Raw genomic sequence first — 21956 nt, 5'->3', positions numbered from 1 at the left:
TGCCACGGGCAATAGCTGCCGCCCCCTGCCACGGTAGCGTCAGCCAGAAAAGACAAAGCCCCGCAAGGCGGGGCTCTGAATCCGAGTCGGGTCTCGGGTTGTGCGACACAGCACGTGGCGCTCTGTTGCTCGCTAGGCGTACCTATCGAATCGTGGTGACTTTTTACCCCCCGAGTGACAAACCGAAAAGCCCCGATTATGGGTTATTCCAGCCGGCGCCCTTCGGAGCCTTGCCGGCGCCTTACGGAGCCGAGTCACCCGACGAGCGGTCAGACTTCAACTCAAGGCCACGCCCACGGTGGGCCGCATCCGCATGCTTCAACGATGCCCGGCGCACACGGTCGCCATCCCGGCGCGACTCCCGCCGCATCACCGCCAGCTTGCCCTGGCGTTCCAGCAGCCCGGCCTGCAGGCGCTCATGCAGCACGCCCACCTGCCGGTAGTACGCACGCCGCCCAGCATCGCCGCGCCCCAGCTCCAAAGCATCCACCTGCTCGGCAATGGTCAGCCGGGGTTCGTTGCGGTACCGCGCATAGGCCAACCGCACCAGCGCGCTGCCGCCCTCCAGCCGCTCGATGGCGTACAGCACCTGGTTCACCTCAGCCGCTGCGTAATCCGGCCCGGCGCCGGCAACCAGCAGCTTCGCGCCATACACCCCGCCACGCGGCGCACAGCCGGCGAACTCGACGATAGTGCCCATGGTGCTGGGCAAACCGCCCCCATGGCCGTTCTGGGCCAACTGCTCGCCCCAATGCCTCAACAGCGTCTCGATAGCCTCGATCATTGCCCGTCCCTCGCGCCAAAACCGCAACCCAACACAAAAACCGCCAACCCTACACACACCCAACACACTAAAACTTCAATAAAAACAAAGGCTTTAGAGCGTCTGTGTAAGGTGTGTAAGGTGTGTAAGGTTTTCAGAGCCTCGCGTAAGGAAAATTTCGAAGGGTTCGGGGCAGCCAGAGAGGTGATACAGCGTGCAATTTTTTTTCGCACACGCGCGCGCACGCGCTTAAACCTTACACACCTTACACACTCGCCCAGAGGCCGCGTATTTACTGGGCCGTAAGTGTGTAAGGTTGCGAAAACAAGCCTACACAGTGCCAACACACCCAACACACTTTTAGGCGTACTCATGCTGCAGCCGCCTTGACGTGATCCCACGCCTCCACGTTCCAGCCGCACAGCTTCGCCTTGGCACGCCACGCCTGCACATGCGCCCCAAGCGCGGCCGCCTGCATGGATGGTGGCAGGAAGGCTGACTCATCCCTCGGTATCAAAAACGCCGCAAACCGTCGCGTGCTGCCCTCCGTCCAGGGGATCGCCCGCGTCTTGTCCACCCCGAGCGTCTCGATGAACAGGCTAAACTTCGTCTGACTCATCCGGTGCTCGCCGTTGCGCTGGCACCACTCCACGAACATCGCGTACAGGTCAGAGCTCAGGCACCCGCCCCACAACCCATCGCCCAGCTCGCCCAGGCGCCACAGGTTGGCGAACGTCTGCCACGGCGCCCGGCTCAATGCCACCAGGCGTTCACGCGCAGGCGTCACAGGCGGCTTGGTCTGCTGGTCGAAATCGCCCAGGTCATACGCCAACAGCCACGCATAAAGCGCCTCGACGCCACCGTTGGCCAGCTCCTGCTTGATCGCCATCTGTCGGGCCGCAGGCAGCTTCTCCTCCGGCCACATCACCAGAAAGCGGCGGTCGCTGTCGCTGATCGGCCACGGCACGATCTCATTCGAGAGAAACACCGCATTCATGTGGCTGGCTTCCTCCCAACCGTTCACGAACTTGCTCTCAATGCGCACCGTCTGCCCGGTGATCAACTGCTTGATCTTGCCCACCTGGTTGTACTTCTGATCGCGGCTCACAACCTCCTCGAACACCGCCCACAGCTTGCCGCTCTGCCAGGCGTTGAACGAACCTTCAAGCTGCGTCTGCCCGACCGTCGCCGAGTACTGCCCGTACAGCATCCCCATCACCACCGAGAACAACAGGCTTTTGCCCGAGCCCTCCGTGGTCGAATGCATCAGCACCGCCGTGTCCATCTTCGCCCCGCTGTGCTGCAGCGGGTACGCCAACCAGCGGCACAACCAATCCGTTGCATCCTCGGCGTGGTTGCACAGAAAGCTGATCAGCCAGATCAGGTTCTCGCACTTCGTATCATCCCGCTCAGGCGTCAGCGGCAGGCCTTCGTAGGTGTTGATATACACCTCCGGGTCATGGCTCATGGTCGGGTCGAAGACGATATGGTTCATATCCACCACACGCCGATCCGGGCTGTTCAGCCACAGGCTGTAGGCATCGCCCAGCGCCATCTTCACCGCGCCCTCGGCCACACGGCGCTTCTTCGCGTAGTCCCACACATCCTTGGTGCCATCGATGTACACATAGCGCGTCAGCATCGGCATCTTCAGATCGCCGACCGCCTTGCCCGCCAGTGCCTGGGCACGCTCGATTTCCTTAACCCAATCCTCGCTGACCGTCTTCTTGCGCTTCGGATCGGTCTCGGCATCCCACTGCTTGAACAGCTCCTTGCCGATCAGCGCCTGGAACGCGGCCTTTTTGATGCGCTTGCCGTTATCCACGTCCCAGGCCTGCGTGGTGCCGACGATCAACGCGAAGCGCCGGAGCAGCCCCTGGATATGGAAGCCACCCCCCGCCCCCCCGGTGGTGCTGCTGCCGGCCGGCTCGCCGCTATCCGACTCAGATGGGGCGGGGGGAAGGTCGCCCGACTCATCGGCCGGGCTGGCGGCGTCATCAGCAGCCGCAGGCTTGCCACTCGGCTCACCCTTAGCCTTAGCCGCCGTATCTTGGATGTTCTTCTTACGCTGGCTCGCATGATCGATGCCCAGCGCCTTGGCGGCTGCCTTGGTCGCCGCCTTCTGATCGCCGTCATGCTCGAGCAGGCAGAACACATCGAAGGCATCGTTCATATGCCCGTTCGCCAGCGGGTCGGCGCCGTGGTGCGAATACACCTTGCCGTCCACCACCGTCACACCCGCCAGGCCCGTGGTGCTGCCCGGGTACAGCCACTTCTTGCCGCGGCGCTTGTAACCGTGCGCCGCCAGCAGCTGCTCGACGTCGTGCGCGTCGTTGTAGGCGCCGACCACATCCGTGCTACCGCTTGCGCCAGTGGTTACCGGCCGGCTCGGCTTCGCCTTGGGTGCCGGGCGCTCTTTCGGCGCCGGCGCCCACTCGCAGGCACCCTGCCCCAGCGGCTTGAAGATCTCCCAGTTGTTCCAGATGCTCAGCAGCTCGCGCGGCAGCTCCGGCAGACCATCCGCCGAAGGCGGCGTGCGCCAGTGATAGGGCTTGCCCGTGTCCGGGTGGATCGATGGCGGCAACACGTCCTGCACCAAGCCGCCGCGCAGCTCGAACACCGTTACCGGTGCCAGTTCCTTCTGCCGCTCGCGCATCGTCGCGGTCAGCTCGGCATTGCCGGTCGCCTCAGCCTGTTTCAATGCCGCCGTGGCCAGCTTGTGCTTGCTGCCGTCCGGGTCGAGCGGGTTGGGCCATACCAGGGAATGCCGGCTCAGCTCCACGCCATCCGGCACCCGGAACATCAGGCGGAAGCGCTCAGGGTTGCCCACCAGCGTCGGGTATACCGCAGCCAGGTCATCGAGGTTCAGGTCGAGCACATGCAGCAGCACATGCCGCGTGTACTCCACATGGTCGACGTCCAGCGAGCACACACGGCTCGGCCCGAGCACCACGCCCATATTGTGGTTGGGGTTCTTCGTCCAGAATTGTTCGGCCTTGTCGGCGTCGGTGAAGTAGCCACCCGGCTTGTTCCAGCCGTTGCCCTTCGGCGCCTTCTGGCCGGGCTCGATCTTCACCAGAGCCAGCCCGAAGGCCTCGATATAGCGGCGTGCCCAGGCGGCGATATTGCTTGGGGTGTTCGCTTGCGTCATGCGCTCTGCTCCACCCGCTTGAACTCGACGACCCATACCCAGGGGTTGGCGTGCCAGCTGTCGTCGCCATTGATGGAGACCCAAAGCGCCGAGAACAGCTCGTAAGGTGAATAACCGTTTCCATCGGGGTCGAGGTCATCCGCGCAGCTGGCAACGCCCTCGGCCCTGGCCTGCTCCTCGCTAATGTCCTGCAGGCGCTCGACGCGCACGTCGATTACCTCCAGCAGGATGCGGCAGGCGGCGCGAGGCATATGAATGCTTGGCCGCCAGCGCTCCCCGGCATCGCGGATATCCGCTGGCACATTCTCCAGTCCAGCTGGAAGGCAGCGCGGGTAAGTGGCCCGGTATGTGAGATATCCGGGATCAGTTGTGCCGACGCGCGCAAAAGTCTCCCGCACCCACAGTCTGTCGCCTGGCTTGCCATAAGGACAGACGCGAATCTGCTCCTCCCACGGCTCATTACTCGCGCCCGGCCTAACTGGCATCCAGGTGGAATGATCGCCTGCAAATGGCTGAACCTCGAATACAGACGCCGGGAAAGCAGGCTTGACCACACGTCGCGTCACCGTCTTCCGGCCTTCAAGAATCGCGCGCACCATCGGCGCGCTGAACAGAATCGGACGCTCTTTCACAGCACCGCCCTCCATGCGTTGGCGGCCTGCCAGTAGGACTGCAGGGCGACCTTGATGCCTTCCCAGTCGCGCATCGCGTGCAGTTCACGCAGGCGCTGAGCGGCACGATTCACTTTGGCGCGCAGATGGGCGCGCAGGGCTGGGCGGTTCAAGCGTCACCTCCCTGACAAGCCTTCTCAACGCGGCCCGCCATCAGATCGAGGGCCAATCTTTTGAAGTCAGCGGCCTGCCGCTCATAGTGGTCTTGCAGATTACGCAAGGCTTGCGCGAGCGACCTTCCATCAGCCACGTAACGCCATGGTGCTTTACAGCCATAACCTGCGCTCTTGGCTTCATATCGAGGCCTACCACCCCCTGCGTAATTCTCTCGACGCTCAACCCTGAGCGTCGACAGCCGATTGAATCCACTGGACTGAGTTCCAGTGGCACTTAGGTAGTGATCAGGGCGACTACTCTGGTGGACTGTCCACTTGTAACCAGGCATGAGCTTGATCAGCTCTTTTCGGAAATCTGCAGGCTTCATGCACCACCCCCATCTTTTCCGCCAACCAGATGCAGCGACTCGCGTGCCACGGTGCTGTTGGCTTCCTTGAGCATGTCGAGCACGAAGGCGGCGTCAGCAATGCCAAGGTCAGCCGCCATGGAGCCACCCACTGCCCCAATAAAACCGGCATACAGGCGGGCGCGTTTGGCTGGCGTATCCAGGCCATTGGCCAGGGCGATATCCATGAAGGCCCCGCCGAGCATCGCCCACATATCCGAGCCAAGCTCGGCAGCGTTGATTTCTTCAGCCACGCGACACCTCCGGCAACTCCATCCAGCCGCGCAGCATGCCAGCGGACACATAGGTATGACTGATGGCGGTGTCGTTCCACTCGCCTTGGTACAGGTCAGTTTCCAGCTCGGTGATGCAGAACATCCCAGACGGTTCGTTCCAGATCGCGAGGCATGCCCAAGGCATCCCGGTATCGGCAATGAACAGTCGGTCACGCGGCGCGCTGGCCGCTGGCTGCCACTCAGACACGGCGCACCTCCTGCCGGCTTTGGCACTCCACGCAAAAACGGCAACCCGGCACTGCTTGGCGCCGGGCGTCGGGAATGTCGTCACCACAGCTGTCGCACTCGGTCGCGCTCTCGCCCTGGTACACCACACGGTTATCGATGGCCTGCTGCAGGCGCGCCGGCTGGGCCGCTTCAGCCATTTCCAGTACGCGCTCATCCATCGTGGCGCTCCTCCCCAGCCAGCATGGCCTGCTCGGCGCCGGCGATGATGCCGAGAATCTTGCGGAGCGCCTCATGCCCGTGGTGCTTCAGCGCCTCCACCTCGTGCCGCTGCCAGCGGTTGTCCGCGCCGCCGTCGTGCAGGCTGCCCACGAACTCGCCTAGGCGCTTCATCAGCTTGGCCAACGCTTGCAAGGCATCGTTGGTCGCCGTCACCGGTACCGGCTTGAACCACACCGCCCCGGCCGGGCGCAGCAGGGCGTCCAGCAAGCGCGGGTCATTGGTCAGGCGGATGATGTCCTCGAGCTCGTCCGGGTTCGGCCAGCGGCGTTCCTCGGTCGGGTTCAGCTTCTTCTGCAGGGTGTCGTAGCCCGTTACCAGGTCGAGATGCATATCAGTGGCCAGGGCGCCAATGCCGCCCCGGTGGTCACGCCCCGCGCGGTAAAGCGCGTGGCGCAGGGAGAGTACCGGGCCAGCGCCCGGCAGCAGATCTTGTCGGCTCATACAAACCCCAAGCCGGCCCCAGGCGGGGCCGGCTGTTGTGTGCTGTGTCTGCCGAGCTGGGCAGTCAGAGTTGCCCCGCTCGACCCCGGCCGCGCAAGGGGTCAGAGTCCCCGGCGCGGTTACTACCTAAAACCGCCGTTTAACGACATAGCCAGGCAGCCAGAGTTTCCCCTACTATTCCGGCTACGGCGACTCGATGTTTCCACGTGCTGTGTCGGCATCGAGCGTCGTGCGCCTGGTGAGGGGTCAGAGCCTCGCCAGGCATCGGTGCAAGGGGTCAGAGCCTTGCACCACCCCGCTCGCCTGTGTGTCAGAGCTCAGGCGAGCACCCCGCTGGCCCCTTCGGGGGCCAGCACCTTTGAGGGCTTAGCGCCCTCTCTCTCTTTCTGCATCAACCTGCTTCTGGAGAGAAACCAATGCCTGCTCAACCAGATTTTGCTGCAGCCCTTGCAGCGCTAGACCAAGCGCTGGCTGCATTGCCGCCAATAGCTGTTGGAGATCAAGAGCCGAAGTTTCGCCTGGACTACCTTCGCTCGATTGAGCAGCTACTGGCTGCCCAGATGCGGATTCACAAGCTTCAGGGGAAATACAAGCCGTAAGCTCCAGCGTGATGCCGAAAGCAGTGAAACCTTGAGAAAGGCGGATCATGCGGCCTCCGGCTTGGAACGCAGATAATTCCAATCGATATCCGGGCGCAGAACCTCGCAAGGGACTGAGCCTGATGTGCTGCGGTCGATATCAATCGCCAAGGCCGCACTGGCCCTCCGATTGCCGTAAGCAACTTGTTTCAACTGGCCTACCGACGTCTTGCAGCTCTTGGCGAACCCCTCCAGCTGCTCTTTGTCGAGGCCTTTGATGTAGTCGAGTAAGACCATAGGCACCTCCATACCCGAAGCAGGTTAGCAACTGCTAATCGATAGCGCAATAGCATCCTGTAATTTACAGTCTGCTAACGCGAGGCCAAGATCTGCTAATGGATATCTATGAAAAACGCCTCACCATTCTCAAAGCCCTGATCGGGGAAAACACGATCAAGGACTTCGCCAACGCCCATAGCGACGTTGATGCCTCGTACATCTCACAGATACTCAACGGTCACCGCACCCTAGGAGACAGGGCTGCCATGAACCTGGCGGCCAAGCTCTCTATACCTGCCGAGCTACTGACTACCGGCGTCTACTCTGCTCCCGACCGAGACAGGATCACATCCTCCTGGCTCTCGCTTGGGCTGAAGCCCCCAACACTTCCGCATCCTGCTTTTTTTAACGCCAACATCAACGAAACCGCACAACGCGTGGAAGAAGACCGGCGCTACTGGGAAAACAGAGAAAAGCGGCCAACGCCCGTACCAGTAGTAGGCAAGGCTATGCTTGGCGCAGAAGGATATTTCGAAGCAATGGACTACCCAGCAGGCCATGGTGATGGCTACATCGATATCAGCAGTACCGACGAGAACGCCTACGGGCTGAAGGTCGTAGGCAGCAGCATGCATCCACGGATCAAGAACGGGGAGTTCGTCTTGATCGAGCCAAATCATCCATACCAACCCGGCGACGAAGTGCTTGTAAAGACCAAGGACGGCAGGTCTATGGTGAAAGAATTCATCTATTTAAGGGATGGCCAGTACCGACTGGACAGCATTAACGATGGCTATCCCCCGATCTTCATTCAGGCCGATCAGGTAGAGAAGATTCATTACGTCGCCGCCATCCTCAAATCGTCCAAGCATATCGACCTCTAAAAATTAGCGTTTGCTATTGCATACCTGATTAGCTGTTGCTAACGTAGATCGCGTACCCACACTCTGACCCCCGGAGTACGCGATGCAACAGACACAGCACACCTGCCAGGTGCATTCGCACCCGGCCTTGAACCCCGCCTACATCTTTATGGTGCGCCGCATGGCGCGTGACGCTGGCTGCCAGTACGTCAGCCGCGAACAGCGCCGGCGCGCCGCTGCGCCCACCTCCGGCCCATTTGATGGAGGGTCGGCAGCGTGAGCACCCACAACGAGCACGAACTCAACGCCTATCGCGACCGCCTGCTCAGCCTGCTGACGCGGGTTCGCACTGCGCCCGACCTCCCATCGCTGGACGCCGACTTCTACATCGTCCTCGGCTGGATCAGCGCCGGCCACTGCCTGGACGCCATCAGTATCGGCGCAAGTGACAGCCTGCATAATCTGGTACTCAACGCCAGTCAATACCGCTCCGCCGAGTTTGCCCACCAAGCCGAGGCCCAGCGACTGGCCCGCGCACAGGAGCGCGCAGCATGACCTACGCCCTTACCCCAATGTCCGCCCGCGCTATTGGCGTTTTGCTGAACGCCGGCGGCGGCTCCGACGCGATCCTGCTGCGCCGCCCCGAGCGCGAACTGCGCGCAGAACTGCACATTGAACGCTGCGGCCGCACCCTCACGGCCACCATCCTGCTCGGCCATCAGCGAAGCAGCCTGACACTGCAAGATGGTGACGGCGCCAACCAGCTGAACCTGGCCGAGCAGATCGAAGCCATCGCCAACGGCACAGCCGACACCGCCGAAACCGGCGCGATCGGCACCCCGGCCACGCTAAAAACCTGCTGCAAGTGCGGCGGCGAGGCCATCGGCTACGACTACGCGATACCCGGCACCGAGTATCGCCACGGCGTGAAGTGCCGGCACGGCGACTGCCAGGCGGCCGAAGGCGCCACCACGGCGGACGAAGCCCATGCCGCCTGGAACCGCATCCAGGCCGAGAAGCTGGACGAGCCCACCGCCCATCCCGCCGACATGGTCAACCACCCTCCGCACTACAACGGCCACCCCTCTGGCCTGGAGTGCATCGAGGTGACCGAGCTGCTGCCGTTCAACCTCGGCAACGCTTTCAAGTACGTGTTCCGCCACCGTAGCAAGAACGGCCGCGAGGATCTGGAGAAGGCCCGCTGGTACCTCAACCGCGAACTGGAGCGCTGCGAGCGCGGCGGCATCAGCATCGGCTACCTGCAGGCCACCCACGCCCTGGCCGGCCGCATCGCCGCGCACGAACCTTACCCGGTTGGCGCTGCGCTGGTGGCGATTGCCGCCGACGAGCCAGCCGAAGCACTGCACTGGATCGAGCACCTGCTCGCAGCCTGAGGGCCACGCCATGAACCGCACCGTTAAAGAGGCCGCCCAGGTACTGGGCATCGCCGAGAGCCAGCTGCGCGCTCACCTGCGCAGCATCAACGCCCTCAACCGCGACGGCACCCTGGCAGCGCGCCACATCGGCGGCGGCAAGCTGTTCATGGATCCGCGCGTGACCACTATCAAGCGCATCGGCATCCGCAAGCACTACGCCCCACTGATGGTCACCGAGGCCGGTATCGACTGGCTGGCCAAGCAGCTCGGCATCGAAATCACCGAAGTACCCGCAAAGGACAGCGCCGCATGAACAAGCCCAACCCAATCGCCGACGCCATTGGTGTCGTCAAGCTGGTCAGCCTGCACCACGCCAACCCGGGCACCGTCAGCGCCGCCACCGTGCGCGACGCCGCAGACGAATGCATCCAGCGCCTGCAAGGCATCCCACCCCAGGCGCTGGAGCTGGCCGCGCTGTACTGCGCCCTGTTCGCCCTGCTGCCGGCCCGCTGGCTGCCCTACGTCACCCTCACTGGCGACACCGAGCGGCCCTTTGGCGCGGTGATCACCGACGAGGCCGGCAACATCGCCGCCACCGCTATCGGCAAGAGCGTCGAAGGCGTCACCGCGCTCATCGCCGCCAAGCTCAGCCGCCCCATGGCGGGGTGCGGGGAGGTGGCGCAGTGACCACCACACTCGACCTGCTCCAGCAGCGCCACAAGGCCAACAGCCTGCCGCTGGATGAAGTCCGCGCCGAGTACTTCTCCCACATCAAGACGGAGAAGCGCCTACGCCACCTGATCCGCAACGGCGAGGTACAGCTGGCCACCTTCAAGAACTCTGATTCGCGCCTGGCGCCGCTGTACGTGCGCCTGGCCGACCTCGCCGCCTACCTCGACGCCCGCGCCGAGCAAGCGGCTTAACCCCGCGCCCGGCGGTACCGGGCAACTCTCTGACAATCGAGGCACAGCACATGAAACCCACTGACAGCTCAGACTTCATCCAGTCCCTCAACGCCGGCGTATTCGCCGAGCAGTTCGGCCGCGCCGTTTCCGACGTCGCCGCCGGCGTGATCGACCACGGCAAGGAAGGCACCGTAACCCTCACCTTCAAGTTCAAGCAGATCGCCCAGACCAACCAGGTGAACGTGACGCACAAGCTCGACTTCTCGCAGCCTACCAAGCGCGGCAAGAAGCGCGAGGACACCACCCTCGACACCCCGCTGTATGTCACCCCGGACGGCCTGCAGTTGTTCCAGACCAACCCGACCGATCAGCTCTTCAGCAAGCAAGACACGCCCGTTCACGCGCGTAGCTGATCACCCGTAACCCGCAACACCGCACCACCTAACCATCCTTACTCTGACAAGGACCACAACGATGTTCGACCACAAAGTACTTGAAACCCTGAATGCCCAGGCCATCGCAGCCGCCCAGGTGCGCATTCAAACCAGCGCCAACCAACTGATGGTTCTGCCGGCCAACTGCACCACCCTGAATCTGGAGCAGTTCCAGCACGGCCGCGACCGTTTTCGCGGCGCGCTGCACACTCACGCCCTCAAAGCCTTCGCGGCCTACGTCGAGCGCCACATCGGCGGCGAAGACGACAAGGGTGCATCTGGCTTCGTCGATCAGGACGCCATGCGCGCCACTGTCATCTTCAACCTGGGCACCCCGGACGATGCCGGCCACGGCGACGACCGCGCCACCCTCACCCTCAAGCCCACTGCCGCCTACAAGGCACTGCTTGAAGTGGTTGGCCGCAGCATGAGCCAACAGCAACTGGCCGAGTTCCTCGAAGACTGGGCGCCGCACATCACCGCCTGCGCGGGCGAGCAGCAGCTCAACACCCTCGCCGCCATCAACGCTGTGCGCCGCATGCAGATCAAGGCCACCTCGGAGCTGAACAGCGAAGTGGGCGACCTGAGCAACCGCCGCAGCGCGATGGAAGAGATCGAAGCGCGTAGCCTCGAAACCCTGCCGACCACCTTCGTGTTCAGCACCAAGCCCTACGACCCGCTGAGCTTCGCCGACATCACCCTGCGCCTGTCGGTGATCACCGGCGACTCGGCCCCGGTGCTCAAACTGCGCTGGGTCGGCCAGGAAGCCCAGCAAGAAGCCTTCGCTGAAGAGTTCCAGCAGGTGCTCACCGACGAAATTGGCGACCTCCTGCCGCTCACCATCGGCACCTACCAGCAAGGCCACTAAGCCCCAACTCCCTGCGCCAGAGACTCTGACACCTGGCGCAGGGCACCAACGGAGACACAGCACATGACCGTTTCACTCATCACCCTCGGCGTGATCGCCGCGCTCGCCATCATCGCCCTACTCGGCCTGGCCTGGCTGGCCTACGTCAACACCGAAACCGCCCGCACCAATGGCTATGACCAAGGCTACGGCGACGCCAAAACCGCCTTCACCGAGTACACCACCAGCCTCGAGGAACAACTCACCAGCTCGGTCGGCCGGCTCGCCAAAGCCAACCGCGATATCGAAGCCCAGCTGCAGGACGCCGACCGCCGCATCGCCATCTACGCCGGCCGGAGCTACACCCGCGACGAACTCACCAGCATCCGCCGCGCTGCCAAACAGCTCAAGCTGGCAGCCCTGACCTACAACCAACTCAGCACCAGCCAGGTGCTGGAGCTGAGCGACCAGGCGCGCCACGCCCTGACCGTCTGCGGCGAACTGGAGCAGCTCGCCCAGCGCATCGAAGATCAGCTCGAAGGCACCGCCCCGACCGCACTGCCCAATACCCAGCAAGAAGCAGAAGCCGCCCTGCTTGAAGCGGCTGCCTTCGCCGCTGGCGTACCCAACGGCAAAAGCTGGCTCGTCTACGGCCCCGAACGCTGCGGCAAAACCACCAACGCCCAGGCCATCGCCGACGCACTCGGCCTGACGGAGATCGTTGACGACTGGCAGCCAGGCGACCCCGCGCCGATCACCAAAGCCCTGGTGCTGACCAACCACCTCGGCCCCGACCACATGCCGTTCAGCCGCCGCGTTCTGAGCTACGACCAAGCCATGTCGCTGGTTGCCGCCAAGGCCAACGCCAAGCAGGGGGCTGCAGCATGAAAACCTTGTGCATCTACCACGCCAATTGCGCCGATGGCTTCGGCGCCGCCTGGGTCGTTCGCCAAGCACTGGGCGCCGAGAACGTCGAGTTCCACGCCGGCCACTACGGCAAGCCCGCACCGGACGTTGAAGGCCGCGACGTGATCATCGTGGACTTCTCCTACCCCTATGAACTGCTGGTGCTGCTCGGCCACCAGGCGCGCTCGATCCTGATCATCGACCACCACAAGACTGCGGCCGAAGCGCTGGCCCAACTGCCAACGGCCCCGTCCTGCTTCGCAGAGTGGGCGCCCTCTACCCAGCGTGTGGGCACCGTGTTCGACATGAATCGCAGCGGCGCCGGCCTCACCTGGGACTACTTCAACCCAGGCCAGCCCCGCCCTGCCCTGATCAACCACATCGAGGACCGCGACCTCTGGCGCTTCAAGCTGGAGGGCACGCGCGAGATCCAGGCCAACCTGTTCAGCTACCCCTACGACTTCGAGGTATGGGACGCGCTGATGAACACGCCGACCAGCCAGCTACTGGCGGACGGCAAGGCCATCGAGCGCAAGCACCACAAAGACGTCGCCGAGCTGGTAGTTGGCAGCAAGCGCCGCATGGTCATCGCCGGGTTTGATGTGCCGGTAGCGAACCTGCCCTACATCCACTCCAGCGATGCCGGACACCTGATGGCCATCGGCGAACCCTTCGCCGCCTGCTATCAGGACACCAGCGAGCACCGCTACTTCTCCCTGCGCAGCCACGATCAAGGCCTCGATGTTGGCGAGATCGCCAAACGCTACGGTGGCGGTGGTCACCGCAATGCAGCCGGCTTCAAGGTGCCGTTCGATCATGAGCTGGCATGCTTTGCCACAGCCCGGATACTGACCTGTGTCTACTGCGGCCACGAGTACCCGCAGGACACCCCAGCCGCTGGCGACCAGGTGCTGACTGACCATATCCGCACCTGCGCCAAGCACCCGATGCGCGAGGCGCAGCAGGCCATTGCGAAGCTGCATTCAGCGCTCGCCGGGCTGGTAGGCGAATCGACTCCCCAAGGTCTTTCCCAGTTGGAAGTGGGCTTGAAACTGGTGCCGATGCCGGCAACAGAGAAAGCCCTCATGAGCGCCGCCATCCAGGCTCTGCGCGACACCGCCGGGCTCATCACCGCCACGGAGGTGCAGCCATGAGCTGGATTCTCACCCGCAGCGGCCGAAAGTTCGACCTGGCCAACCCCACCGCCGACATGGTGGACCCGACCGATATCGCCCACAGCCTGAGCATGCTTTGTCGCTTTGTCGGCCACACCCGCCACTTCTACAGCGTGGCCCAACACTGCTATCTGGTGTCCGACCTGGTGCCGGCCGAGTACCGCCTGGAAGCCCTGCTGCACGACGCCACCGAAGCCTACGTGGGCGATCTGGTGCGCCCGCTCAAGGAAGGCATGCGCGAGTTCTACGAGTGCCAGAACCTTGAGTCCTTGTATGACCAAGTCGAGCGCCGTGTCTGGATCGCCATCTGCCAGCGATTCGACCTCGACCCCATCCTGCCGGACTGCGTGAAGCACGCCGACCTGGTGGCGCTGGCCACCGAAAAGCGCGACCTGATGCCCGAGCACCCCGAGCCCTGGCCATGCCTCGAAGGCATCGAACCCATCCCCCAGCTCATCGACCCCTGGCAGCCGAGCCAGGCCGCCATCCACTACCACGGTCGCCTGCTCGAACTGCTGGCCACCACTCACCGGCGGAGGGTCAATAAGCACCGCAATGAGCGCCCAGCGGGAGGTCAAGATGAATGAGCGAGTGAGGTCGACTGCAGACCGCTTATCGCAAGCTATTGCAATCCTTGAGCAGGAGCGCGCCCGGATTAACGGGGCCAAAAAGTTCACGGGGAAAGTGTGCGAGACGTGCGGTGAAAGCGTCCGCTACACCGCAACAGGCCGCTGCGTTGAGTGTGCGTTTCGTAGCACTGAAGAAAGCAGAAAAGTTGCCGAGCTTGATCAGAGGCTTCGTGAGGCGCTTGCATCAGAGTCGCGCGCATGGGCGCGTGTGGCTGAGCTGGAGGACACGTATGAGCCGCGCAATGACGCGGATATTGAGAGGGCAGTGCTATGAGCGAGCAGATTGAGGCGACCCAGCCATGACCGCCACCATCCGTCTATCAGAACGCCGCTTGACCGATGCAGCAGCACCGGACTACTCTCCAGCCGTCACCGCAAAATCGGTGATCGGGATTGGCGTCCCGCAACCACATAGGCCGCACAGGCCGCAGAACGTAGTTCGCGGTTTTTTTGTGCGCGTCGTTCAGCACCCGAGTTATGGGAGGCTGGACGGTGGCCTCTTCGGAGGCGCCGGTTCCCTGTGTGGCCGGTACGCCAACGCCGTTCAGTCTCCCGCCTTGATTGGCGTCTGGGTGGGAGGCTCCGACCTCACACACAGGAGCCACACCATGGCCGCGTCCGCTCGCCCCCAGCTTTATCCAGACACCCCCGAAGCCTTCTTCTGCCAGCCGCCCAATATGGAGCCCGACTTGCCGGTCGACGCAATCAACTGCCAACTCGGGCGCACTGCCGCCACCGTGGCGCTGTTGATGTGCCAGTTCGACGGCACATGTGAAAGCAGGCTTTCTGACACCCATATCGTCAATGCGCTATGGGGCGTACAAGCCGACCTAGAGCGTCTGTATGAGATGGTCAAGTTTGGGCAGCAGTCGACCCATGCCGCTCTGAAAGCTAGCGAGCGCAGGAGTGCCAACTGATGGCTGGCAAACCTAAACACGGCCTGTCATACACGCCGGAGTATCGAGCCTGGCAGCAGATGCGCCTCCGTTGCACAAAACCCACCCACGCTGCTTATGCGAACTATGGCGGACGGGGAATTACCGTGTGCGATCGATGGCTGAACGACCCAGCCGCCTTCATAGCTGACATGGGCCTGAAACCATCACCCAAACACGAGATAGATCGGATCGACAACCAAGGGAACTATGAGCCCAGTAACTGCCGATGGGTGACCCGCAGCGCCAACGATCGCAACCGCAGAAATAATCGGGTAATCCATCACGACGGCATAGACCTGTCGCTAGCCGAATGGTCGGAGCGCACTGGAGTTCCAGCTGACACCATTCGCAAGCGCATCGAGTCCGGATGGGAAATAGCCAGAGCGCTGACAGAACCTGCGCGCCTCAAGTCTCCCAAGGGCAAGGCGAAACATGCGCTGCGTCACCCCTGCCTTGACTGCGCCCGCCCTGTCACGGGCAAGCGCTGCCACGCCTGCGAGAACGCCAATCGAGTTAAGCGCGCCAACCTGGTGGATCAGCAGCAGAGCGAGGTGGCGGCATGAACATCACCGCCCCCGTCATCCGATACCACGGCGGCAAGTTCCGGCTGGCACCGTGGGTCATTAAGCACTTCCCGCCCCACCAGGTGTACGTCGAGCCGTTCGGCGGCGCAGCAGGTGTGCTGATGCAGAAGCCACGCAGCCACGGCGAGGTCTACAACGACCTCGACGGCGATATCGTCAACCTGTTCCGCGTCCTGCAGAACGCCACCCAGCGCGACTCGCTGGCCGAGCTGCTGGTGCTCACGCCCTACGCTCGCGACGAGTTCGAGCTGGCCTGGATCTTCACTGAAGACCCAGTCGAGCGGGCGCGCCGCACCGTGATGCGTGCGCAGATGGGCTTCGGCAGCGCGGGCGCTACCAAGGCCACATCCGGCCTGCGCGTTGACCCGTATCGCAAGTACGGTACCGCCCCACAACTGTGGTCACGCTTTCCCGACAACCTGGCTGCTTTCGGCCAGCGCCTGCAGGGCGTTCTGATCGAGAACCGCCCAGCCCTTGAGGTTATTCGCCAGCATGATTCGGCATCGGCTCTTCATTACGTTGACCCGCCCTACATGCACTCAACGCGAGTCCATGGCGCCCACAAAGGCCGGTACTACCGGCACGAGATGTCCGACGATGATCACGTCGAGCTACTTGAAACCCTGAAGTCGCTGGATGGGATGGTGATCGTGAGTGGCTACCCCTGCGAGCTCTACGACAAAGCCCTGAAAGGCTGGACCGTCAACACCACGCAAGCCCGGATCGCGGCCTTCCGCGGCACGGCAGCACGTACCGAGTGCCTTTGGATCAACCCCGCCTGCATAGCTGCCCTGCAGCAACGCGGTCTCCCACTGGAGGGTGCAGCATGAGCCAGCGCAAGCCCTACAACCACCAGGCACGGCTAGCCAACTACTACCGCTCCATGCTGCGCAGCAACCATGTGGCGGTGCTCGACATCGAGCACCTGGAACTACAGGTGCTCGTTGATTGGAAGCACGCCCGAGCGATCGGCAACGGCCGAGAGGCGGTTGCCACGGCAGTCACCGAAATGCCACACCGCTGGAGCCTCTACCTGGCCGCGCTGTGCCGCGACCAGCTCGGCACCGCCTACATGAAGAGCGTGGAGATTGCCCCACAAGGCATCTACAAAGCCGCCCAACTGGCTGAAACCGTCGAAGCCTACTGCGTCGAGCTGAAGGCTGGCTGCAACCCCTACCACTTCATCGGCCTGGCCTGGCTCGCCATCCCCGCCGAAATCACCCTCACCGAAGCCCAAGCCGAGCGCGTCTTCGACGCCTTCGGCGCCTGGCGCAAACAGCCGGAGGCCGCATGAAAGATTCAGTACCCAACCCCCAGCTGCAGGCCGCCCGCATCAGTGCCACAGTCAGCACTGGCTTCAACTGCACCACCGTCGACGGCAAGCCGGCGCGCTTGGCCATCATCGACGAAGCCGGCAACGTGATCGAGGTCGGCGCCGAAGTGGCCTGGGCAGCCTGGCGGGTGTGCATCGAGGTGCAGGAAAACTACTGGGAAGGCATGGGCCACCTGGTGGTGCACAGCAGTCCACCCGGCGACCCAGAGCTGGCGGCCATCCTGATCGGCAAGAAAGCCGCCTGATCACCCACGGCGGTCGCGCCCGGCCTTCCAGGCTCCCGACCGCCGATCAACATCCAGCGCAACCCGCTGCCCCGCCCGCGACACCAGCACCAGGTGTATGACCTTCGACTTGGGGTCAGGCACCAAGCCCCGCATGTAGACCGTAATCCGGCTGAACGTATCGAGCACCAGCTGCCGCAGCTGCTCGCGCGCCGGGCTTTTGATGTCCTGCGCTTCGATTGCCAGCTTGCGCCACAGTTCGGCGCCGGCCGGCGTCTGCGTCTGACCCACCTTGCCCTGCTCTCGCTCCAAGTGCTCGGCCTCGGCCTGCAACTGCCCCAGTTCCGCTTCGAGCTCGCGCGCCTTACGCACGAACGCCAGCGGCGCAGCGCCCTGGTCGTCGGCCAGCAGCGCCTCTGTGATCCTCTGCAGCTGCCGCTCCACGTCCGCCTGCTTTCGCCGGCACGCCTGCAGGCGCTGCCGCAATTGCTGGCCATCGTCCACCGGCTCCAGCAGTCGCGCCAGGTTGATCTGATCGGAACAGTACGAAAGCAGCGCCTTCTCGACCGGCACCACACTGCAACTCGCCGCCTTGCAGCCCGTGCTTTTGCTGTACGAGGTGCAATGCAGCCGCCTATGGCCATCGGCCACAGTGCCATCTTCACGCGCACGGCTCAGAAGGTTTTGCGCTACGACAGCGGTACCGCAGTAGCCGCAGTAGGCGATTCCCAGGCCCGTTACCAGGCCGACAATCTCAGGCGCCCCGCGTCGACCGTGCCGGGTCTCGGTTGCCGCCTGCAGGGCTTCGTACTCTTCATCGGTCAGCACGGGCGGGTAGTATCCCTCCAGCAGGTAATCCTCGCCGTCGACACTGATGCGCTTGGCACCGCGTAGCGCTGGCAACTTCACCAGTCGATAAATCTGCTGCCCGGCAATCCCCCAATCACTCAGTACATAACCACGCTCGGCCAGCTTGCGCGCCGCTCGGGTCGCCCCCTCACCTTGCTTGTACAGCTCGATGGCATAGCGCACCGCCTCTACTCGCTCGGGTATCAGGTGCCACGCCTGGCCATCCCAGCGCAGCCATTGCGGGTCTTGCCCGTTGCGGATCAGCCCGCGATAAGTGCCTGCCACCCAGCCTTCGCACAGACGGCGAATCGACGCCTTCACGCGCTTGCTCTTCGTGTCGGATTCCTCGTGCGCACGGATCATCACCAGCAGGCTGTACACCAGGTCCATCGGCTGGGCTTTCAAGCCGGCCCGGTTGTACTCCCGCCCATCGCTGGCGGTTACCACCGTGATACCCGCATTGATGATCTGACCCAGTTGCGCCTGCGCCTGGAGTGGCTCGGCTCGACTCAGCCGGTCGAGGCCTTCGACGATCAACACCGAACCATCCGGTATGCGCCCCTCGTCGACGGCACGCAGAAAAGCCCCGAGCGCCCCCTGCTTGACGTGGTTCTGGTGGTAGGCCGACAACCCCTCATCGCGCAGCGACAACGATTCATCGAGCACCAGACCACGCTCACCCGCCCAGCGCTGAGCGTACTGCAACTGACGGTCGGCACTGCTGCCGGTCGCCTGCCGGGGATCGGAAAACCTCAGATAGCTGTATACTCGCGCGCTAATTTTGCATTCCCCCGTGATCAGTGATGACAACTACTCAAACTAAGAAAGCACCAAGTGTAGGGTTTATTTCCTTGGGGTGTCCAAAAGCGACGGTTGACTCCGAGCGAATCCTGACCCAGCTGCGCATGGAAGGTTACGAGATCGTACCGACCTACCAGGATGCCGACGTGGTGGTGGTCAATACCTGTGGCTTCATCGATAGCGCCAAGGCCGAGTCGCTGGACGCCATCGGTGAGGCGCTGGCGGAAAACGGCAAGGTGATCGTCACCGGCTGCATGGGCGTGGCCGAAGACAGCATCCGCGACGTGCACCCGAGCGTGCTGGCCGTCACCGGCCCGCAGCAATACGAGCAGGTGGTCAACGCCGTACACCAAGTCATCCCGCCGAAGACCGAGCACAACCCGCTGATCGACCTGGTGCCGCCGCAGGGCATCAAGCTGACCCCGCGTCACTACGCTTATTTGAAGATTTCCGAAGGCTGCAACCATACCTGCAGCTTCTGCATCATCCCGTCCATGCGCGGCAAGCTGGTCAGCCGTCCGGTGGGCGATGTGCTCAGCGAAGCCGAGCGCCTGGTCAAGGCTGGCGTGAAAGAGCTGCTGGTGATCAGCCAGGACACCAGCGCCTACGGCGTCGACCTGAAGTACAAGCTGGACTTCTGGAACGGCCAGCCGGTGAAGACGCGCATGCTCGAGCTGTGCGAGGCGCTGTCGTCGATGGGCGTGTGGGTGCGTCTGCACTACGTCTACCCCTACCCCAACGTCGACGATGTGATCCCGCTGATGGCCGCCGGCAAGCTGTTGCCTTACCTGGACATCCCCTTCCAGCACGCCAGCCCGAAAGTCCTCAAGTCGATGAAGCGCCCAGCCTTCGAAGACAAGACCCTGGCGCGCATCAAGAAGTGGCGCGAGATCTGCCCGGAGCTGACCATCCGCTCCACCTTCATCGTCGGTTTCCCCGGCGAGACCGAGGAAGACTTCCAGTATCTGCTGGACTGGCTCACGGAAGCCCAGCTCGACCGCGTCGGCTGCTTCCAGTATTCGCCTGTAGAAGGCGCTCCCGCCAACGACCTGGGCCTGGAAGTGGTACCTGACGACGTCAAGCAGGACCGTTGGGAGCGTTTCATGGCGCACCAGCAGGCGATCAGCAGCGCACGTCTGCAGGCCAAGATCGGCCTGGAGATGGACGTGCTGATCGACGAAGTGGACGGCGAAGGCGCCGTGGCCCGCTCCTGGGCCGACGCCCCGGAGATCGACGGCAGCGTGTTCATCGACTCCCCCAACGTCAAGCCGGGCGACAAGGTGCGCGTACGTATCGTCGACGCCGACGAGTACGACATGTGGGGCGAGTTGGTCTGACCGACCTCTCTCCTGAAAAGCCCCGCATGCTCAGAGCGTGTGAAAACGCACTGACGCCAGAAAAATCCAACGCCCCGACTGGTTCGGGGCGTTGGTGTTTTTGATGCTTGGAAATGGAAAGCGGGATTTACCCCAACAGCTCGATCAACCGACGGGCACCCATCACATTGATGGCACGCTTCAGGTTGTAGGCGTTGACCGCCAGGGCCATTTCCGTCCGAGCGCCCTGCAGTTGTCGGAGCAGGAAGCGACCATTACCCAAAATCCATTGCTTCAGGTTGCCGAAGGGATGTTCGACGATGGAGCGGCGCCTGACCATCATCTCTGGATGCACCTGCATCCGCTGATGCATGCGCTCGAATGCGGCCTCATGGACATGCCGAGTCACGTGTCGACGTTTAGCCTTGGTGCAGCGTGATTTCAATGGACAAGCCGTACAGTCGCCGCGTACAGCATAAATGCGCTGTAGGCCGTTTACCTGCTTGAGCGGTAACCATTGGCCTGCAGGGCATTGGTACTGGTCGTTTTCTACGTCGTAGCTGAAGGCGCTGCGATCGAATAGCGGCGTGTCGTCGCCCTTGTTATTTATGCCCCGATTCTCCGGCACATAGGCCGCAATCCCAGCATCATCACACGCTTGAAACTGCTCACCATTGGAGTAGCCCGCATCGGCTGTAACCGTCAGCTCTTCCTGCGCCAGGATCGCCTGGGCAGCCTTGGCCATAGGTTCCAGTTGTTGGTTATCGCTGCCGTCCTGAGTGACAGCATGATGCACGATCAGCCCATGCTCGCCATCCACCGCGTTTTGCACGTTATAAGCCACGCGAGCCCCCTGGTGGGTACGCATCATGCGCGCCTCGCTCTCACCCACGACGAACTGCTCCAGCCCCTGTACCTCCATCAACGCCTGGGCTGTCAGGTTATCGGCATGTCGGCTCTCCAGCTGCTGCAGCGCAGCCTTGACCGCACTGCGATCAACCACTTCAGCCGCCTCACTGCGGTCAGCCTCGTCCAGTTCCGCCAGATAACGGGCGATCTGCGCCTCCAGCTTGGCTTGTTGGCGCTTGAGCTTCGTCAGGCTCAGATGCTTGCGTTGCGACGCTACCGCCTGAAACTTGCTGCCATCGATGGCCACGAGTTGCCCGCTGATCAGCCCCACCTGGCGACAGAACTGGACGAAGGTGCGGCAGGTCGCCTGAAAAGCAGCGCTGTTGTCCTTGCGAAAATCAGCAATGGTCTTGAAATCCGGTGCCAATCGGCCCAGCAGCCACATCACCTCGACATTGCGTTGGCACTCGGCTTCCAGGCGCCGGGAGGAGCGGATGCGCTGGAGGTAACCGTACAGATAAAGCTTGAGTAGATCCGCTGGATCATAGCCAGGACGTCCAGTCTTGAGTGGTTCGGCCTTGCTGAAACCCAGAGCCTGCAGATCCAGGCGGGCGACATAGGCCTCGATCACCCGTACCAGGTGATCCTCCGGCACCAGCTCCTCCAATGTGGGAGGAAACAGGCTGCTTTGCTGACGACCTTCGCCCTGGATGTAGCCCATAAACGACAATGCCCCCATCGACTGATGGAGGCATTGTCTTCAGCTTGCTCTCAGACTGCTAGGTTTTCACACAGTCTG

30 protein-coding genes are annotated in these 21956 nt (G+C 62.9%); 18 read left to right on the top strand and 12 right to left on the bottom strand.

From position 1 onward, the window contains the following. Positions 1–241: 241 nt before the first annotated feature. The 10 genes from BLS08_RS11165 to BLS08_RS11125 all read right to left on the bottom strand — a co-directional run bounded on the left by BLS08_RS11165 (position 242) and on the right by BLS08_RS11125 (position 7146). Complete coding sequence (locus BLS08_RS11165) at positions 242–784, bottom strand: hypothetical protein (RefSeq protein ID WP_090336633.1); 543 nt, start codon at positions 782–784, stop codon at positions 242–244. A 349-nt stretch (positions 785–1133) separates the two neighbouring features. Continuing rightward, on the bottom strand, positions 1134–3914 hold the full coding sequence (locus BLS08_RS11160; protein ID WP_090336631.1) for a bifunctional DNA primase/polymerase: 2781 nt from the start codon (positions 3912–3914) through the stop codon (positions 1134–1136). Beyond that, complete coding sequence (locus BLS08_RS11155; protein ID WP_090336627.1) at positions 3911–4561, bottom strand: ASCH domain-containing protein; 651 nt, start codon at positions 4559–4561, stop codon at positions 3911–3913. The genes BLS08_RS11160 and BLS08_RS11155 overlap by 4 nt, the downstream gene beginning before the upstream one ends. After that, positions 4543–4698, bottom strand: coding sequence for a hypothetical protein (locus BLS08_RS26320; protein WP_167375877.1), 156 nt, complete (start codon positions 4696–4698; stop codon positions 4543–4545). Before BLS08_RS26320 ends, BLS08_RS11155 begins: the two co-directional genes overlap by 19 nt. Positions 4699–5065: 367 nt before the next feature. After that, positions 5066–5341, bottom strand: a complete 276-nt coding sequence (locus tag BLS08_RS11150; protein WP_090336625.1) for a hypothetical protein — start codon at positions 5339–5341, stop codon at positions 5066–5068. Then, positions 5334–5570 carry a hypothetical protein gene (locus tag BLS08_RS11145; RefSeq protein WP_090336624.1) on the bottom strand — a complete coding sequence of 79 codons (237 nt, stop codon included), beginning with the start codon at positions 5568–5570 and terminating at the stop codon, positions 5334–5336. The genes BLS08_RS11150 and BLS08_RS11145 overlap by 8 nt, the downstream gene beginning before the upstream one ends. Next, the gene (locus BLS08_RS11140) at positions 5563–5769 is read right to left on the bottom strand and encodes a TraR/DksA C4-type zinc finger protein (RefSeq protein ID WP_090336621.1); all 207 of its coding nucleotides are present in this window, start codon (positions 5767–5769) and stop codon (positions 5563–5565) included. Before BLS08_RS11140 ends, BLS08_RS11145 begins: the two co-directional genes overlap by 8 nt. Beyond that, positions 5762–6271, bottom strand: a complete 510-nt coding sequence (locus tag BLS08_RS11135; RefSeq protein ID WP_090336618.1) for a phage regulatory CII family protein — start codon at positions 6269–6271, stop codon at positions 5762–5764. Before BLS08_RS11135 ends, BLS08_RS11140 begins: the two co-directional genes overlap by 8 nt. Before the next feature lie 366 nt (positions 6272–6637). Next, positions 6638–6919, bottom strand: a complete 282-nt coding sequence (locus BLS08_RS26030; protein ID WP_139204202.1) for a hypothetical protein — start codon at positions 6917–6919, stop codon at positions 6638–6640. Next, positions 6916–7146, bottom strand: a complete 231-nt coding sequence (locus BLS08_RS11125) for a transcriptional regulator (protein ID WP_090336612.1) — start codon at positions 7144–7146, stop codon at positions 6916–6918. The genes BLS08_RS26030 and BLS08_RS11125 overlap by 4 nt, the downstream gene beginning before the upstream one ends. Positions 7147–7244: 98 nt before the next feature. Between BLS08_RS11125 and BLS08_RS26445 the strand changes: the two genes are divergently transcribed. The 17 genes from BLS08_RS26445 (at position 7245) to BLS08_RS11040 (ending at position 17363) form a co-directional block, all read left to right on the top strand. Next, on the top strand, positions 7245–8012 hold the full coding sequence (locus BLS08_RS26445; RefSeq protein ID WP_244155374.1) for a S24 family peptidase: 768 nt from the start codon (positions 7245–7247) through the stop codon (positions 8010–8012). An 82-nt stretch (positions 8013–8094) separates the two neighbouring features. Next, on the top strand, positions 8095–8271 hold the full coding sequence (locus tag BLS08_RS26315; RefSeq protein WP_167375876.1) for a hypothetical protein: 177 nt from the start codon (positions 8095–8097) through the stop codon (positions 8269–8271). Continuing rightward, entirely contained in the window at positions 8268–8546 is a 279-nt protein-coding gene (locus tag BLS08_RS11115) for a hypothetical protein (protein ID WP_090336609.1), read from the top strand. The genes BLS08_RS26315 and BLS08_RS11115 overlap by 4 nt, the downstream gene beginning before the upstream one ends. Then, positions 8543–9385, top strand: coding sequence for a DUF3310 domain-containing protein (locus BLS08_RS26505; RefSeq protein WP_244155373.1), 843 nt, complete (start codon positions 8543–8545; stop codon positions 9383–9385). Before BLS08_RS11115 ends, BLS08_RS26505 begins: the two co-directional genes overlap by 4 nt. A gap of 10 nt (positions 9386–9395) precedes the next feature. Further along, positions 9396–9680 (top strand): hypothetical protein, encoded by a 285-nt coding sequence (locus BLS08_RS11105; protein WP_090336607.1) that lies wholly within the window; start codon positions 9396–9398, stop codon positions 9678–9680. Then, a complete protein-coding gene (locus BLS08_RS11100) occupies positions 9677–10054 on the top strand; it encodes a hypothetical protein (protein ID WP_090336604.1) in 378 nt (125 codons plus the stop codon). Before BLS08_RS11105 ends, BLS08_RS11100 begins: the two co-directional genes overlap by 4 nt. Then, a complete protein-coding gene (locus BLS08_RS11095; RefSeq protein ID WP_090336602.1) occupies positions 10051–10290 on the top strand; it encodes a pyocin activator PrtN family protein in 240 nt (79 codons plus the stop codon). Before BLS08_RS11100 ends, BLS08_RS11095 begins: the two co-directional genes overlap by 4 nt. A gap of 50 nt (positions 10291–10340) precedes the next feature. Next, positions 10341–10685 (top strand): hypothetical protein, encoded by a 345-nt coding sequence (locus BLS08_RS11090; RefSeq protein ID WP_090336599.1) that lies wholly within the window; start codon positions 10341–10343, stop codon positions 10683–10685. 61 nt (positions 10686–10746) lie between these two features. Further along, positions 10747–11574, top strand: a complete 828-nt coding sequence (locus BLS08_RS11085) for a DUF2303 family protein (RefSeq protein ID WP_090336596.1) — start codon at positions 10747–10749, stop codon at positions 11572–11574. Positions 11575–11637: 63 nt separating this feature from the next. Continuing rightward, entirely contained in the window at positions 11638–12441 is an 804-nt protein-coding gene (locus BLS08_RS26500; protein ID WP_244155372.1) for a hypothetical protein, read from the top strand. Further along, entirely contained in the window at positions 12438–13613 is a 1176-nt protein-coding gene (locus BLS08_RS11075) for a DHH family phosphoesterase (protein WP_167375875.1), read from the top strand. Before BLS08_RS26500 ends, BLS08_RS11075 begins: the two co-directional genes overlap by 4 nt. Then, positions 13610–14221 (top strand): phosphohydrolase, encoded by a 612-nt coding sequence (locus BLS08_RS11070; protein ID WP_090336593.1) that lies wholly within the window; start codon positions 13610–13612, stop codon positions 14219–14221. Before BLS08_RS11075 ends, BLS08_RS11070 begins: the two co-directional genes overlap by 4 nt. A gap of 650 nt (positions 14222–14871) precedes the next feature. Then, positions 14872–15180: a hypothetical protein gene (locus BLS08_RS11060; RefSeq protein ID WP_090336589.1), complete on the top strand. Its 309-nt coding sequence runs from the start codon at positions 14872–14874 to the stop codon at positions 15178–15180. Then, a complete protein-coding gene (locus tag BLS08_RS11055) occupies positions 15180–15764 on the top strand; it encodes a hypothetical protein (protein ID WP_090336587.1) in 585 nt (194 codons plus the stop codon). Before BLS08_RS11060 ends, BLS08_RS11055 begins: the two co-directional genes overlap by 1 nt. Further along, positions 15761–16615, top strand: a complete 855-nt coding sequence (locus tag BLS08_RS11050) for a DNA adenine methylase (RefSeq protein WP_090336584.1) — start codon at positions 15761–15763, stop codon at positions 16613–16615. Before BLS08_RS11055 ends, BLS08_RS11050 begins: the two co-directional genes overlap by 4 nt. Beyond that, on the top strand, positions 16612–17079 hold the full coding sequence (locus tag BLS08_RS11045) for a hypothetical protein (RefSeq protein ID WP_090336581.1): 468 nt from the start codon (positions 16612–16614) through the stop codon (positions 17077–17079). Before BLS08_RS11050 ends, BLS08_RS11045 begins: the two co-directional genes overlap by 4 nt. Beyond that, entirely contained in the window at positions 17076–17363 is a 288-nt protein-coding gene (locus BLS08_RS11040) for a hypothetical protein (RefSeq protein WP_090336578.1), read from the top strand. The genes BLS08_RS11045 and BLS08_RS11040 overlap by 4 nt, the downstream gene beginning before the upstream one ends. Here BLS08_RS11040 and BLS08_RS11035 read toward each other — a convergent pair whose 3' ends face one another. After that, positions 17364–19001, bottom strand: a complete 1638-nt coding sequence (locus BLS08_RS11035; protein ID WP_244155371.1) for a recombinase family protein — start codon at positions 18999–19001, stop codon at positions 17364–17366. Between BLS08_RS11035 and rimO the strand changes: the two genes are divergently transcribed. Continuing rightward, positions 18995–20329: a 30S ribosomal protein S12 methylthiotransferase RimO gene (gene rimO, locus BLS08_RS11030; protein WP_090336576.1), complete on the top strand. Its 1335-nt coding sequence runs from the start codon at positions 18995–18997 to the stop codon at positions 20327–20329. The two genes, BLS08_RS11035 and rimO, sit on opposite strands and share 7 nt — an antisense overlap. A 127-nt stretch (positions 20330–20456) precedes the next feature. On the opposite strand, the gene BLS08_RS11025 is transcribed toward rimO, so the two are convergent. Then, positions 20457–21878: an IS1182 family transposase gene (locus BLS08_RS11025; protein WP_055987201.1), complete on the bottom strand. Its 1422-nt coding sequence runs from the start codon at positions 21876–21878 to the stop codon at positions 20457–20459. Between the last annotated feature and the right edge of the window lie 78 nt (positions 21879–21956).

The sequence above is a fragment of the Ectopseudomonas chengduensis genome, assembly GCF_900102635.1.
GTDB classification, from domain to species: domain Bacteria; phylum Pseudomonadota; class Gammaproteobacteria; order Pseudomonadales; family Pseudomonadaceae; genus Aquipseudomonas; species Aquipseudomonas chengduensis.
Note: the sequence above shows the minus strand (reverse complement) of the source record. Positions and strands in the feature narration are given on the sequence as shown.